This is a genomic window from Thermobifida halotolerans (genome assembly GCF_003574835.2).
Taxonomy (GTDB): domain Bacteria; phylum Actinomycetota; class Actinomycetes; order Streptosporangiales; family Streptosporangiaceae; genus Thermobifida; species Thermobifida halotolerans.
The window spans coordinates 4,341,806-4,356,303 of the sequence record NZ_CP063196.1 but is presented as its reverse complement, the minus strand read 5'-3'; the positions used below and the strand labels follow the sequence as shown (position 1 = coordinate 4,356,303).

Annotated in this window: 11 protein-coding genes; 7 read left to right on the top strand and 4 right to left on the bottom strand. The window is 71.7% G+C overall.

Annotation, left to right across the window (positions count from 1 at the left end; genetic code table 11):
- Nucleotides 1-536: 536 nt before the first annotated feature.
- From NI17_RS19500 to NI17_RS19475, 6 genes are all read left to right on the top strand, one after another.
- The gene (locus NI17_RS19500) at nt 537-1,286 is read left to right on the top strand and encodes a phosphatase PAP2 family protein (protein WP_068691424.1); all 750 of its coding nucleotides are present in this window, start codon (nt 537-539) and stop codon (nt 1,284-1,286) included.
- 983 nt (nt 1,287-2,269) lie between these two features.
- Entirely contained in the window at nt 2,270-3,451 is a 1,182-nt protein-coding gene (locus tag NI17_RS19495) for a J domain-containing protein (protein ID WP_068691426.1), read from the top strand.
- Nucleotides 3,452-3,493: 42 nt separating this feature from the next.
- Entirely contained in the window at nt 3,494-5,050 is a 1,557-nt protein-coding gene (locus NI17_RS19490) for an Hsp70 family protein (RefSeq protein ID WP_068691428.1), read from the top strand.
- The gene (locus NI17_RS19485) at nt 5,047-5,607 is read left to right on the top strand and encodes a nucleotide exchange factor GrpE (RefSeq protein ID WP_068691430.1); all 561 of its coding nucleotides are present in this window, start codon (nt 5,047-5,049) and stop codon (nt 5,605-5,607) included. The genes NI17_RS19490 and NI17_RS19485 overlap by 4 nt, the downstream gene beginning before the upstream one ends.
- Before the next feature lie 21 nt (nt 5,608-5,628).
- Nucleotides 5,629-7,866, top strand: coding sequence for a serine/threonine-protein kinase (locus NI17_RS19480; protein WP_119268143.1), 2,238 nt, complete (start codon nt 5,629-5,631; stop codon nt 7,864-7,866).
- A 274-nt stretch (nt 7,867-8,140) separates the two neighbouring features.
- Nucleotides 8,141-8,989: a hypothetical protein gene (locus tag NI17_RS19475; protein ID WP_068691434.1), complete on the top strand. Its 849-nt coding sequence runs from the start codon at nt 8,141-8,143 to the stop codon at nt 8,987-8,989.
- Nucleotides 8,990-9,000: 11 nt separating this feature from the next.
- Here the strand turns inward: NI17_RS19475 and NI17_RS19470 are convergent, their stop codons facing one another.
- The 4 genes from NI17_RS19470 to NI17_RS19455 form a co-directional block, all read right to left on the bottom strand.
- Nucleotides 9,001-10,719 (bottom strand): GAF domain-containing sensor histidine kinase, encoded by a 1,719-nt coding sequence (locus NI17_RS19470; protein WP_068691436.1) that lies wholly within the window; start codon nt 10,717-10,719, stop codon nt 9,001-9,003.
- A 165-nt stretch (nt 10,720-10,884) separates the two neighbouring features.
- Nucleotides 10,885-11,385, bottom strand: a complete 501-nt coding sequence (locus tag NI17_RS19465; protein WP_068691438.1) for a universal stress protein — start codon at nt 11,383-11,385, stop codon at nt 10,885-10,887.
- Between the two features lie 201 nt (nt 11,386-11,586).
- Nucleotides 11,587-12,363, bottom strand: a complete 777-nt coding sequence (locus NI17_RS19460) for an HAD family hydrolase (protein ID WP_369975121.1) — start codon at nt 12,361-12,363, stop codon at nt 11,587-11,589.
- A gap of 234 nt (nt 12,364-12,597) precedes the next feature.
- Nucleotides 12,598-13,320, bottom strand: coding sequence for a CBS domain-containing protein (locus tag NI17_RS19455; protein WP_068691442.1), 723 nt, complete (start codon nt 13,318-13,320; stop codon nt 12,598-12,600).
- Nucleotides 13,321-13,631: 311 nt separating this feature from the next.
- Between NI17_RS19455 and NI17_RS19450 the strand changes: the two genes are divergently transcribed.
- Nucleotides 13,632-14,483, top strand: coding sequence for a universal stress protein (locus NI17_RS19450; RefSeq protein WP_068691444.1), 852 nt, complete (start codon nt 13,632-13,634; stop codon nt 14,481-14,483).
- Nucleotides 14,484-14,498: the final 15 nt, after the last annotated feature.

Below are 14,498 nucleotides of genomic sequence, written 5' to 3'. Positions count from 1 at the left end.
TCGTTCACAAAACGCTCACACCTGGGTCTCGCCCCCGTGAACAGCATGCCCCCAGGATCTTGCCCCGGGGCAAAGCACGAGGTAGGACCGATCGTAATCAATGGGTATCAGGGTCTCTTGACAGAGCCGCCGGGTATGCTCATCTGTCGGACATGTTCTGATCACCGACTGCGTCCGGCGGCAGCGACCGCTCGGGGCAGCCGTGCCCGTGTGACATCGACAGCGGTGCCCCCGCATCTGTCGGTGACGGGCCGATCCAGGGCGGTGTCCACCCGAAGCGGCCGGTCCCCCCGACCGGCCCATGCGCGCGTGGTTGAAGGACGCGCGCGCATCCCTGCGACCCCGAGGACCTTCAGCGGCCAGCCATCCCCTTGAGCACAGCCGTGCCGCAGGCCAGCCCACACCTGTGAGACAGCACTGAGCACATGATGCACATATCGCGGATCCGGCCGAGACCGCATCATCCAGCCGGGAGTCCCATCTCTGTCCGTAAGCGACATGACGGCGCCGACCACGACCCCCGAGTGGGTGCGAACATGATCCGCCAGGCAGAACCCGGGCGGCCCGACGTCGTGGAATGGCCCAGTACGAGCGAGATCGCCTGGGGACTTGCGTCGGACAAGATCGCGATCCTGTTGGCTGTGGTTCTGGTCACGCTGACAGTCCTGTCCGCGGGCACGCTGCAGCCGATCGACATCGTCATCAACACACTGCCGCGCCCGTTCGAGGACGAGATCAGGACGTTCCTCATCTTATGGCCAGACACGGTCGCTTCGCGAGCCGTGGCCCTGCCGGTCCTGGCGGTCGTCGCCCTGCACCTGGCGTACTGGCACCGCTCCTGGCGCCCCGTGGTACTCGCCGTCGGCGGCGTGTTCGGGATGATCTGCCTGGTCGCGAGCATGAAACTGACCCTCGGTCGCTCGCATCCGCGCACCGGTGACCCCTCCTTCTTCACCGAAGGCGGTGTTTCGTTTCCGTCCGGTCACGGAGCGAACGCCATTCTCATCTACGGCCTCGTGCTGTTCCTGATCGTGCGCTACCGCGCGGTCCGGCCGCACATCGTGCCGCGGTTGGCCTACTGCATCGCGGGCATCGCGTTCCTCCAGGCCGCGGTCTCGATCTACCTGCACTTCCACTGGTTCAGCGACCTGGCCACCGGCATGATCGCGGGGGCCTTCGCCCTGCGACTGACCATGAAACTGGACGAGATGATCCCCGAGGGGCGTACCGCGAACTGGTGGCCGTTCCACGGCCGGTCGTGGCCGTTCCTCTCCCGCAGGCCCTGATCGGCGCGACCGCCCGACGCTCCTCGCGTGAAGAGGCCAGCGGTGAGTGATCCCCAGAAAAGGGGATGTTCTTTCACGGAGCCGCTGGCCTCCTCTGTTCCGGAAGACCACTCCCCATAAATGGGGATTCTCCGCCCTGCCCGCTGCGTGCTGCCATTTCCGGGAAGCTCGCAGGGATGCGCGGCGGAAAACGGAGCCGGCGCCGGAGGCGGACACGTCGGATTCTCTGCCCTCCCAAGCGCGCGAGCCCGCCCACGGCGCCGAGCCGTGTGGCGTGATCCCCGCTGAGGAGACCGCCCGCACCATCAACTCCGCCCCGTCGACGATCCGTGACCCGGTGGCACCGCCGTCAAGGACGACGGTCGAGCAGAACCGGACGATCCACAATTCCGAACCGAGAGAGCGCCGTTTCGGATATGTGGGGATCAATGGGCGGAGTATGTCCTTTTCCTGTCTCCCCAGAAATGGGGATTTCTTTTTCCGCCGCCCGGTGGTGCGCTCGGCTCGACCGAGGGATTCCGACCGGGGTTTGAGTGTCGGGTTCGCGGCGGATGCGGTTCCGCCGCGCCCCGGCGAGGCCGAGGCATTCCACAGAACCCCTCAGAAGCGGGACACCACCGGCTGCCGGTGGCCGGTCGAGGCGCCCCGGGCGCCGAGTCCGGACACGGCCCCACCCACCCGCGCCTTCCACAACGGCCCCGCACCCCTGGGGTACCGGCCCGGGGGGCCGGTGTTCTTCCGGCTGATCCGCCCGTGGGGCCCGCCCCGGACGGCCGATGCGGAATACCTCACCCCTTCCCGGGGTCTCCGCAAAATCCCCGCGCCCACCGCAGAACCGAACACTCACACCTCAGTGAGAGGGCGCGCGTCCTCCCGGGCCGCTCCCGACCCCGCCGCGCCGGGCCTCGGCGGGACTGTCCGAGAGACGTCCGGTGCGGGGCTGCCAGCCGTCCCCGCCCACCACCGCCAAGGAGACGAGCCCCATGTCCTATCCCCCGGACGACTCCTTCGTCGACTACTACCAACTGCTCGGCGTCGACCCGGAAGCCGACTGGGCGACGGTCGAGAAGGAGATCAAGCAACAGCAGCGCAAGTGGCGCGCCCGCACCACGCTCTCGGATCTGAACCGCCGCCAGGAGGCCGAGCGCATGATGGCGCAGTTGGCCGACGCCCGAAAGACCCTGGGCGACCCGGCCCGGCGGGCCGCCCACGACCGGAAGCGGGCCTCCCGGCCCAGGCAGCCGACCACAGCCGCCCCGGCGGGCGCCGCGGACGCCTACGATCCGCTGGAGCGTGCCGAGGAGGCCCTGCGGACCAACGACTACAACCGGGCCATGCTCTTCGCGGAGGAGGCCAGCCGCGCCACCAACTCCGCGCGCGCCTGGAACCTGCGCGCCCGCGCCTACGCCGGGGAGGGCGACGGCCGCCGCGCGGCCGTCGCGGCCCAGGAGTCGGTCGGTCTGGAACCGGACAACCCGATGTACCACATCGACCTGGGCATCATCCACCAGGTGCTGGACGAGCCGTCCAGCGCGATCGCGGCCTTCGAGAAAGCGTCCCAACTCGCCCCCGAGGAGATCGGTCCGCGCCTGCTGGCCGCCAGCGTCCACCTGGACACCGAGCAGTTCCACGCGGCTGTCGAACTGCTGGACCGACTGCACCGCGAGCACCCCGACGACCGGGAGGTGCGGGACATGCTGGCCGCGGCCCTGGTCACCCAGGCCGAAGCCGTCCCCCAGGACCGGGACGCGGACAGCTACGTGATCACCTCGAAGCAGGAGATCGACGCGATGCGCCCGCTGGTGGAGCGTGCGGCGCGGCTCGGGGCCCGCGACCCCGAGGTGCGGAGCGCGATCAGCGGCGTACGCGAGTACCTCGCCAGGCAGGAGAGGAAGGTCCTCGACATCCGCGCGCTCCGCAGGCTTCCGCTCTCCGCCGACCGGGTCGGCTGCCTCCTTCTCCTCCTGGTCGTGACGGTCTTCCTGAGCCCGCTCCACGCCGCCGTGGGCGCCTTCGCGGCCTTCGGGGCGGGCGACCCCGAAACCGGTGTCCTCCTGCTCGTCGTCGCGGCGCTGCTCGGCTGGGCCTGGTGGGCCTACATGGTCGTCCCGCGCTGGAAGCAGAACCTCAGGGACCGCAGGCACCTGCGGTCCCTGAGTCAGTGACCGCACCGCACGACACTCCCACGACTCCCGGAGAGACAACCGATGAGTGAGAAAGACGCTCCCGTCCTCGGCATCGACCTGGGCACCACCAACTCCGTCGTCGCGGTCCTCGACGGGACCGGCCGCCCCGAGGTGGTGCGCAACGCCCAGGGGCAGAACACCACTCCCTCCGTCGTGTACTTCCGCGGCTCCTCGGTCCTGGTGGGCGCCGCCGCCAAACAGCAGCGCGTGCTGTCCGGCCCCCTCGACGTGGTGGAGAACGTCAAACGCCACATGGGCAACCCCGCGTGGCGGCACGTCACCTCCACCGAGGAGGACCACACCCCCGAACAGATCTCGGCGTTCATCCTGAGGAAACTACGCGAGGACGCCTCCCGGGCCCTCGGCGTCGAGGCGACCCGGGCCGTCATCACCGTCCCCGCCTACTTCGACGACCCGCGCCGCCAGGCCACCCGGGACGCGGGCGAGATCGCCGGCCTGGACGTGGTCAACATCATCAGCGAACCCACCGCCGCGGCCCTCGCCTACGGGCTGAGGGACGCCGACGCGGGCACCGTCCTCGTCTACGACCTGGGCGGCGGCACCTTCGACGTCACCGTGCTGCGCATCGCCGACGGCTCGTTCGACGTCATCGCCACCTCCGGAGACCGGGAACTCGGCGGCGTCAACTTCGACGAGCGCCTCATGAACTGGGTGAACGACCAGGTGGAGGCGGTCGGTGCGGAGGACCTGCACGAAAGCGAGGACCTGCGCGTCCTGGGCCTCCTGCGCGAGCAGTGCGAGGTGGCCAAGCACACCCTCAGCAACCTCGAGGACACCGAGATCTTCATCGACACCTCCGTGGGAGCCAGGGCGTTCACCGTCACCCGGGCGGTCTTCGAGGAACTCACCGAGGACCTGCTCCAGCGCACCGCCGACATCGTCGAGGAGGTGATGGAGGTCGCGAGGGAGAAGGCCGGGATCTCCATGGCCGACCTCGACCACGTGCTGCTGGTGGGCGGCTCCACCCGGATGCCGATGGTCCGGCGGATGCTCACCGGACTCACCGGGATCGAGCCCAGCGAGTCGCTGCACCCCGACGAGGCGGTGGCGCTGGGCGCCGCGGTCCAGGGCGAACTCGTCGACGCGCGGGCCACGGGCCGCACGTCGACGGTGGGCGACCGAGAGGTCAGCGACGTCACCGCGCACGGCCTCGGCGTGATCTCCCTGGACCGCGAGACCGGACGGTTCGTCAACAACGTCATCCTGCCCGCGCAGAGCAAGATCCCCGGCCAGCGCTCCGAGCTGTTCGAGACCGTCGACGACGACCAGACCGTGATCATGGCCCGGGTCACCCTCGGCGACGACACCGACCCCGACTACGTCGAGATCATCACCAGGGACAAGGAGGGCATGCCCATCCGCATCCCGCCCCACCCCAAGGGGTCCCCGATCAGGGTGACCATCTCCTACGACGTCGACGGCATCGTCCAGGTCGAGGTCTTCGACCTGGTCGCCGACAGGTCCCTCGGCATGGTGGAGATCGAACGGGAACTCAACCTCCCCCGGGCGGACGTCGAACTCATGTCCGCGGAACTGGCGCGAAAGCAGGTGCGATGAACCGCGACCCCCAGCCCCCGGACGGGCGGACCGCCGCGGCCGCCGAGACGCCGGTTCCGGGCCTCGCCGAGATCGCCGAGCAGTTGCGGGCGCTCAACGACCGCTTCGACCGCAAGATCCTCGACGACCGGGACAAGCGCCGACTCATCGAACACCTCCACGACCGGATGCGCGCCACCGAACAGGGCCAGGCACTGGAGTACCTGGCCCCCCTGATCCACCGGATCGCCATGGTCGTCGACCGATTCGACCGCTACCTGGGCTACGCCGTGGCCCCGCCGCCCGGCACCGCCCGGGAGCAGGTCGAGTTCGTCGAGTCGGTGCGCGCCGAACTCCTCAGCGCGCTGCGCCAGCACCGGGTCACCACGATCCCGGCGGCCGGGCCGGTGGACCCGCACCTGCACGAGGTCGTCGAGGTGCGCGGCGAGGTCTCCGCCGACCGGCAGCCGGAGATCGTCGCGCTGGTGCGGCGCGGCTACCGCTACGGCGGCGTCGTCCTCCGCCCCGCCCAGGTCGTCGCGGGCTGCCCGGAGGGCGAGGAGCCCACAGTCGTCTAGTGAGAAGGGGCGGGGCCCAGGGTGGTGCGCGCGGCGCGGGTGGGGGACCTGGAACCGGGAGACCCGAAGAAGGTCGGCTCCTACCGGCTGACCGGGCGGATCGGCGCCGGTGGAATGGGCGTGGTCTACGCGGGACACAAACCCGGCACCCCGCAGGACCTGGTCGCGATCAAGGTCATCAGGCAGAAGGAGGGACAGCCGCGCGGCGCCGACCCCGACCGCGCGGCCCGCCTGCGGTTCGCCCAGGAGGCCGCGATCATCCAACTGGTGAACGCGACCTGCACCCCCACGATCTTCGAAACCGGCCTGTACGGCCGCCGGCCGTGGATGGCCATGGAGTACGTGTCCGGCCAGACCCTGTCCCAGCACGTCAGAACGTACGGGACACTGAGCGGCGAGCAGTTGTTCTCCTTCGGCCTGGGCACCGCCGAGGCCCTGGCCGCCATCCACCGGGCCGGGGTGGTCCACCTCGACCTGACGCCCGGCAACATCATCCTCAGCGAGGACGGTCCCCGGGTCCTGGACTTCGGCCTGGCCCGGGCGCTCAACATCGACCCGCTGCACGAGAGCTCCCACCTGTTCGGCACCCCCGGCTACATCAGCCCCGAACGCGTCCACGGCGCCCTGGGCCCGCCCGCGGACGTGTTCGCGTGGGGAGCGGTCATGGCCTTCGCCGCCACCAGGACCAACCCCTTCGGCGCGGTCCTCGGCACCCGCCAGGAGAGGATCAGGGCGTCCGCGGAGCGCGCCCGGCAGGGCGGGGCGGACCTGAGCCAGCTTCCCGAAGCGGTCCGCGACGTCGTCGGACGGGCGCTCTCCCCACGGCCGGAGCAGCGTCCCAGCGCCATGGAACTGTTCACGTTCTTCGCCGAGTCCCTGGACGAGACGACCACGGTGGAGCCGGGCGGCAGCACCCGGGACCTCACCAGCCGCCTCCTCGACGAGAACTGGCGCATCACCGAGGACGGCGGCGTCAGGAAGCAGAGGCGCGGACCGGTCGGGGCGGCTCGGCGCGGCGTCGTCCCGAAACCCGCACGGCGACGGCGGGGCGACGCGGACGCACTGGTGTTCGCCCACCAGTCCTTCACCGATCCGGGGCGGCTCGCCACCGCCATGGCGAGCCGCCCCGCCGAAGCCGAGAGGTGGCTGCGCGACGGCGGCGCGGCTCGCCTGCGGGCCTGGCTGGCCGGGCGGAAGGGCGCCGAGACCGTGGCGGACGAACTGGAGACCGCCGGATCGGGCGGCACGGCGGCGCAACGGACGATCACCGTGTTCGCCGCGGTGTTCCGCCCCGGCGCCACCCCCCGGTACCGGGGGGTGGCGGTGGACGCCGACGGGCTGGCCGAACTCGCCCGGCGGGGGCCGCGCGGCGCCGACCGCGCCGTGCTGACCGAGGTGTTCGACCACGGGGTCGTGGCGGCGCTGGGCCGCTGCGGGCACGCCCGGTTGAAGCAGTTGGCCTCCGGAGTACCGGCGCTCACCGAGGCCGCGGTGAACCGGTTGACGCGCGCGGAAAGAGCGGTGGACGAGGAGCACCGCCGCCGCGCCCGCGAACTCGCGGTGCTGTCGCTTCTGGGAGAGGAGCCGCAGTGGTCCCGACCGGACGGAGAACGCGACCGGGAGTGGTGGCGGCTCCGCGCGGACGCGCGCCGCGACACCGGCGACGGAGGTCGGCCCGCCGCGCTGATCGCGTTGGCCCTCTATCCGTCGACCGCTCCCCGCGCCAGTGCGCCGCCGAGGGCGCGGCCGACGGCGAAACCCCGGCGCGTTCCCGCGCTGTTCGCCCCGCCGCGCCAGGTGTGGGCCACCCTGCGGCCCCGTGCGCTGCTCGCCCTCGTCTGCTACACGGTGTGGCAGGTGCTGGCGCTGGCCGTCGGCATGCTCACCCGCACGATCGGCGAGCCCTACGTGTACGCGACAGCCTCGCGGGTGGGACGGGAATTCGGCGCGGTGGCGGCCGAACGGGCCGCCGACCTCTTCGTGGTGCTGCTGGCGGTCGCGCTCGGCGTGGTGGTGCTGCGCGCGGAGGCGCTGCGCTGGGTGAGCGCGGTGGGCACGGCCGCGGCCGTGCTGCTCGCCCTGCCCCCGGTGCCCTTCCCCGGGGTGTGGGCGCCGGAGTGGCTGCGCTTCCTGCTGCACGAGACCGCCGCGGTGTGGGGATCGATGGTCGCCTGGGGCGGCCTCCTGGGATGCGTGAGCGCGGCGGTGGGCGCGGTGCACCTGTGGCGGGCGATGCCCCGGAAGGTGCGCGAACCGTGACGCGGACTGTCCGAGAGAACCAGGCGGACGGGAAAAGAAAGGAGGCGCACGATGGGAACGTGCCGCAGGTGCGGGCGGCCGCTGCGGATCTGCGCGGCCTGCGACGGAGGGCGCAAGAAGGGCTTCGGGAACACGTTGACCTGCTCGACCTGCAAGAACACCGGTCAGGTGTGTCTGGAGCACGGTGGAGGCTGGAAGTAGCGGCCCTGCCGCGCCGGAGCGGAACGCCACGCGGCCCACTCCGGTGCGGCACCGAATCTGGGAGGATTCCACCATGACCGATGCCGCGGCCTCCCCCACCGCCTCTCGTGCCGAGCGTCCTCTCGCCATCATCACCGCACCGGACGGCGCCACACGCGAACTCGCTCCGGGCATGCGGTTGTGCTTCGGTCGCAGCCAACACAACGACCTGGTGATCCCCGACAGCAAACTGAGCCTCTCCCGGTTCGCCGGAGAGATCGCGGCCGAGGCCGGAGGGGTGCGGGTCACCAACAGAAGTCAGACCCACCTGCTCAGGATCGTCATGGGGACCGGGGTCAACACCCTGCCCCCGGCCAAGGACAAGACGCCCGCGGCGTCCCTCATCGTCAACACGGGAACGGTGCTGGTCGGCTCGCCCGGCATGCACACCGAGAACCGGATGCTGCAGGTCACCGTCGTCTCCACGGCCTCGGGCACGCCTCCGCCGACGCCCCTCCCCGCCCCCGAGGAGGCGTCCACGGTGGGTCCGTGGGAGATGAACACGGCCACCCGGTACTTCGCCGTCGCCCTGGTGCTGTGCCGGAACCGGTTGGAGAACTCGGCTGAGAGCGGCAGGGACCCCAGCGCCAAGCAGATCGCCCACGCGATCCTGGAACTCACCAGCGCCCACCACCTCCTGAACAGGATCGACGCGGGCGACCTCAACGAGTCCAACCGTCTCACCCAGCGGATTCGGGACCACCTGAAGTACCTGATGACCCGGCTCGGGGAGACCGGGCAGGTCCCCGAGAACGTCAGGCTCAACAAACAGAGCCTCGCGCACTACCTGGTCGCCCTCGAGATCCTCAGACGCGACCACCTGAAGCTGCTCACCGACCCCGAGTGGCTGAGCGTCCAGGAGCGGCTGTGGTGGGACGAGTGAGAGCCGACCGGTCACTCCCGGGGCAGCGGCACCTGCCAGCGCAGTAGCGTGCCGCCCTCGGGGCGGCGCACCGCCTCGAAGGAGCCGCCCAACGCCTCGGCGCGTCCGGCGAGATTGCGCAGACCGCTGCGGCGGCCCCGCTCGGGCAGTCCCACCCCGTCGTCGGTCACGGTGAGGGTCACCCCCGAGCCGACGCACACGGTGATGTCGGCGCGGGAGGCCCGGGCGTGCCGCGCGATGTTGGACAGGGCCTCGCGCAGCACGGCGAGCACGTGCTCGGAGACGGAGTCGGGCACCGCGCTGTCGATGGGGCCGTCCAGGCGCAGCCCCGCGGAGAACCCGAGGGACTCGGTGGCGGCGTTGACCACGTCGAGGATCTGGTTGCGCAGCCAGGTGCGCCCGCCGTCGCTGGTGTGCTGCAACGCGAAGATGGTCGACCGGATCTGGCGGATGGTGTCGTCGAGGTCGTCGACGGCCTGCCGCACCCGCTGCGACGCTCCGGGGTCCTCGATGCGGCGGATCGAACTCATCAGCGACATCGCGATGGCGAAGAGCCGCTGGATGACCACGTCGTGCAGGTCCTTGGCGATGCGGTCGCGGTCCTCCAGGACGATGAGCCGCTCGGCGTCGCGGCGCGCCTCCGCCAACTCCAGGGTGACGGCGGCGTGCCCGGCGAAGGCGTGCAGCATGTGCACGGTCGGCACGGTGAACGGCGGACGGCCGGTGCGGTTGCCGAGCAGCAGCACCCCGCGCCGGGAGTCGGGGGCGCCCAGCGGCACCAGCATGACCGGTCCGATGTCGAGCCCCTCCAACAGCAGCGACGGATCGTCGGAGTCGCGGGCCAGATCGGTGATGATCGGGTCGGCGCCGCGGAACGCGCGGCCGGTGAGGGTGCCGTCCAGGGGCGCGGCACGGCCCTGGACGCCGACCGCGTCGGGGCCGTCGGCGACCTGCACGACCAGTTCCTCGCCGCCCTGGTCGGGCACTGCGATGGCCACGAGGTCGGCGTCGGCCATCCGGCGGGCCTTGCGGGCCACCAGGTGCAGCACCTCGCGCGGGGCGGTGCCGGAGAGCAGGCGCGTGGTGATCTCGTCGGAGGCGTCGAGCCAGGTCTCGCGGCGGCGGGTCTCCTCGTACAGGCGGGCGTTCTCGATGGCGATTCCGGCCGCCGTCGCCAGCGCGGTGACGATCGCCTCGTCCTCCTCGTCGAAGACGGAGTCGCCCGCCTTCTCCGTCAGGTAGAGGTTGCCGAACACCTCGTCGCGGACCCGGATCGGGACACCGAGGAAGGTCCGCATCGGTGGGTGCCCCTCGGGAAAGCCCGCGGACTCGGGGTGGTCGCCGATGTGCGCGAGGCGCAGCGCCTGCGGCTCCTTGATCAGCAGGCCCAGGACGCCGCGCCCCTCCGGCCAGTGCTCGATGCGGGCGATCTCGGAGTCGTCCAACCCCAGGGGGATGAACTGCTGCAGATTGCCCTCGGCGCCGATGATGCCCATGGCGCCGTAGCGGGCGTCCACCAGGTCCATGGCGGTCGACACGATGCGGCGCAGCGTGCTCTCCAGGTCCAGGCCGGTGCCGATCGAGACGACGGCGTCGAGCAGGGAACGCACGCGGTCGCGGGTGAGCATGACGGCGTTGATCCGCGTCTGGAGCTCGCTGAGCAGCTCGTCCAGCCGCATGTGCGGGACGAACACGCTGTCACGCTCGCCGCTCGGTGTGCCGTCAGCCATCGCCTGCCCTCGGAATGCCGGATCCGCTCCGTTGCGGTGGACGGTTCCCCACCCTTGAGGCCAGTCTAGGCACGTTGTCGGAGATGTGACGGTGACATCACCATCAGGTGCCTCATTTCGTGAGATGGGGCCCGGACGGGACGGCCGCCCCGTCCGGGCCCCATCTCAGGCGTCGGCTCCCACCCGCGCGGCGGGGACGAGAGCGAGCGGCCTCTTCTCGCCGCCCGCGACGTGCGACACGATCACGACAGGGCAGTGGGCCTCACGCACGCAGGCCGCCGCGGTCGAACTGAGCGTGGGCGTGTCGAGCGACCGGTGTTCGGGCGTGCCCACCACGAGCAGGTCGGCGTCGGAGGCGGCGCGCAGCAGGGCGGGCGCCACCAGGCCGCCGCCGACCACGAAAGGGACGATCCGCGGCCAGATGCGTTCGGCCTCCCGCACCGCCCGGTGCAGGTGACGCACGAGGCGGGAATGGCGGTCGGCCTGCGAGGGAGGGGCGCCGGCGTAACTGGGGCGGGTGGCCGGGCCGTCGTCGAGAACGTGCACCACCCACAGTTCGCTGTCTCGGGCGCGCGCCTCCTCCGCCGCCCAGTCCAGAGCGGCCAGGGATATGGCCGAACCGTCGAAACCGACAACGATCCGGTTCTTCCGTGGTGTCGGGTTCATCGAAGCCCCCTGTCAGCGGATTTCCCCTGCCCACCACCCAGCCAACCGCACGGGGCGGCCCCCGTCCAGGGGCCAAGGAAGTGCCCGGGCGGGACCTCCGTCCCGGTCCCGTCAACGCGGCCCCGGCAGAGGCAGTGCACAGCCGTGGCCTGCTGGAACACGGGCGGAGTGCTGTCGGACCGGTGGCGCGGCGGCCACGGGTTACGAGGAGACCTCCGCCTCGGTGAGTTCGAGTCCCGACAGGTCGGCCACGACCACGTGGGCTCCCCGCGCCCGCAGGTCGGCACGCCGGTGGGCGCGGTCCACCCCGACCACCAGCGCGAAACCGCCGCGCCGTCCCGCCTCGACTCCGGCGGGGGAGTCCTCCACCACCGCCGCGTCGGCGGGGGAGACGTCCAGGCGGCGGGCCGCCTCCAGGAACAGGGCCGGATGGGGCTTGCCCGGAAGTCCCATCCGGACCGCGTCGACGCCGTCGACCCGCACGTCGAACAGGTCGCAGACCCGGGCGGCCCGCAGCACGGCGGCGCAGTTGCGGCTCGTCGAGACCGCGGCGGTCCCGACGCCCCGGCCGCGCAGTCCGTGGACGAGTTCCACCGTGGACGGGTAGGCCGTGGCGCCGTACCGGTCGACGTAGTCCATGAAGTAGCGGTCCTTGCGGTCCCCCAGAGCGGACACGGTGATGACCTCGGGACGGTCGGGGGGCGCGGTCCCGGGCAGGGCGATACCGCGGGAGGCGAGGAACCCGCGCACACCGTCGGCGCGCGTCCTCCCCTCGACGTGTCTTCGGTAGTCCCCGTTGAGGTCGAACGGCCGGAACCGCGGCCCGCCGCCGCGGGACAGGTCGATGAGGAACTCGTCGAAGGTCCGTTTCCAGGCCGCGGCGTGCACCGGCGCGGTGTCGGTGATGACTCCGTCCATGTCGAAGACCACCGCCGAGATCCGGTCGAGGGGAATGGCCCTCCTGCTGCCGCCGGTCACCGTCACCACGCTCCCTTCCGATCGGTCACTCGACCACGGCCCGTGGGGGTGTCTCCGCGTCCGCCGGACCGCGGGGACGCGACCGCCGTGTCGACGGCCGTGGAACGTCGGCACGGTCGTGAGGGGACGGTGAGGACGGCCGCACCGTTCACCCGGTCGGCGCCCCGGGCGGCCATCTCCTCGGCGATGGTCTCCAACACCCACCTCCACCACGGCATCGGGAGCCGGTCGGCGTCACCAGGAACTGCCGCGCCACCGGACGTACTCGGGCACGACGTCGTCGATCCGCCAGTCGAGATCGCTGACGACGTCCACCACGCCCTCCAGGCGGCTGACCCGCCGGATCAGGGTCTGGGCCAGGCTGCGCCGCTCCACGGTCCCCCACAGGGTGACCACGCCGTCGTCGACGGAGAGGGCGGGCGGCTCTCCCCGCACCGGCCGGATGGCCGCCACCAGTTCCGCGTGGACTTCCCTGGCGAGGTCGTTGTCGTCACGCAGGAACACCAGGAGCAGGTCGCGGCGGGTGACCATCCCCGCCAGGCGTTCGTCGTCGGTCACGACCGGGAGTTGCCTCACCCCGTGCCGTTCCATCGTCCGGGCGGCCTGCGCGGCGGAGGTGTCGGGGAAGACCGTGATCGCGGGGTGGGACATCAGTTCGTCGGCGCGGTTGGCCAGGGCCTTGTCCTCACCGCGTTCGGCGTGCGCGTCCGTGCCGCTGAGGCGGGCGCGCAACCGGGCGCGCAGCGGCGGGGAGTAGTCGTCGTCGCCGGTGAACTCCTCCTTGTGGAGCAGGTCCTCCTCCGACACCACGCCGACCACCCGGCCGTCCCGGTCGACCACCGGCAGCGCGCTCACCCGGTGGGTCACCAGTGTCCTGACGACCTCCCTGAAGCCGGCGTCTTCGACGACCGAAGGCGGTGCGGCCGTCATGATGTCACGGACGACGGTGCTGTCCATGCTGCTCACTCCCTTGGACTCCCGGACCGGTCCCCTGCCGGCGGACGGGCGGTCGGTCCCGCTCGTGGCCGGGGCGCATGCCGTTCCCCCGGGCCGGGTAGTGACCGTTCCCACGCCCTCTGCCCACCACTGTGCGACTCGCAACACCCGTTTCGGTAGTGCCTTACGTCCCTTCGGGGCCGGACCCTCGCACCGGGAGGACGAGGACGCGGGACCTCGACGCCGACGGTCGGGACCTGTGGCGGGGGTCGGGCGGGGCGGTGGCGACCACAATCAGGAAGTGAAGACGGAAGCGGGAACCGGAGGTTCGTATGGAGCGAGCGATCCTGGTCGGGATCGACGGGTCGGAGGCGGCGCTGCGTGCCGTCGCGTGGGCGGCCCGCGAGGCCGAACGCAGGGGGTGCCGGTTGTCCCTGGTGAGCGCCTACGTCATACCCGCGGCGGAGGCGGCGTTCGTGTGGCCGCCGGAGGCGATCGAGGAGGACACGGCCAAGGCCGTGGGCGTCGCCCGGGACCGTGCGGCCGAGATCGCGCCCGGCCTGGAGATCTCCGAAGCCGTGATCATGGACTCCCCCGTGTCGGCGCTGCTGGAGCAGGCCCGCGACGCCGCGATGGTGGTGGTCGGCCTCCGCGGCCGGGGCGGTTTCCCGGGGCTGCGGATCGGTTCCGTGGCCTACCGGGTGGCGGCGCACTCGCCGGTGCCGACCGTGGTCGTCGGCGAGGAGGTCCCGTTGGACGACACCGAGGTCGTTGCGGGGGTGGGCGGTTCGCACCGTTCCGACCGCGTGCTGGCGGAGGCGTTCGAGGCGGCCACGCTGGGCGGTAAGCGGGTGCGCGCGGTGCGGGCGTGGTCGGAGCCGATCCTGCCGTCCCCGGGCATGCGGCCGCTGCTGTACGAACCCGAGGCGGTCGAGGCCGCCCAGGCCCGGGAACTGGCCGAGGAGTTGCGCCCGTGGGCGGAGCGCTACCCGGACATCACGGTGGTCCGTGACGTCGTGGAGGCCCCGACGGTGGCCGCGCTCGCCGACGCGGCACGGGACGCCCGCCTCGTCGTGGTGGGCGCGCACAGCAGCCGGGGCATCACCCGACTGGCGCTCGGCCGGGTCGCCCACGGGTTGCTGCACAACGCGGCCCGCCCGGTCATGGTGGTGCCCAACCGGTGAGCGTTTCCTCCCTCG

Bases quoted from the DNA above. Each gene is read 5' to 3' on its own strand.
- NI17_RS19500 (WP_068691424.1), top strand. From the start codon at position 537: ATGATCCGCCAGGCAGAACCCGGGCGGCCCGACGTCGTGGAATGGCCC.
- NI17_RS19495 (WP_068691426.1), top strand. From the start codon at position 2,270: ATGTCCTATCCCCCGGACGACTCCTTCGTCGACTACTACCAACTGCTC.
- NI17_RS19490 (WP_068691428.1), top strand. From the start codon at position 3,494: ATGAGTGAGAAAGACGCTCCCGTCCTCGGCATCGACCTGGGCACCACC.
- NI17_RS19485 (WP_068691430.1), top strand. From the start codon at position 5,047: ATGAACCGCGACCCCCAGCCCCCGGACGGGCGGACCGCCGCGGCCGCC.
- NI17_RS19475 (WP_068691434.1), top strand. From the start codon at position 8,141: ATGACCGATGCCGCGGCCTCCCCCACCGCCTCTCGTGCCGAGCGTCCT.
- NI17_RS19470 (WP_068691436.1), bottom strand. From the start codon at position 10,719: ATGGCTGACGGCACACCGAGCGGCGAGCGTGACAGCGTGTTCGTCCCG.
- NI17_RS19465 (WP_068691438.1), bottom strand. From the start codon at position 11,385: ATGAACCCGACACCACGGAAGAACCGGATCGTTGTCGGTTTCGACGGT.
- NI17_RS19455 (WP_068691442.1), bottom strand. From the start codon at position 13,320: ATGGACAGCACCGTCGTCCGTGACATCATGACGGCCGCACCGCCTTCG.
- NI17_RS19450 (WP_068691444.1), top strand. From the start codon at position 13,632: ATGGAGCGAGCGATCCTGGTCGGGATCGACGGGTCGGAGGCGGCGCTG.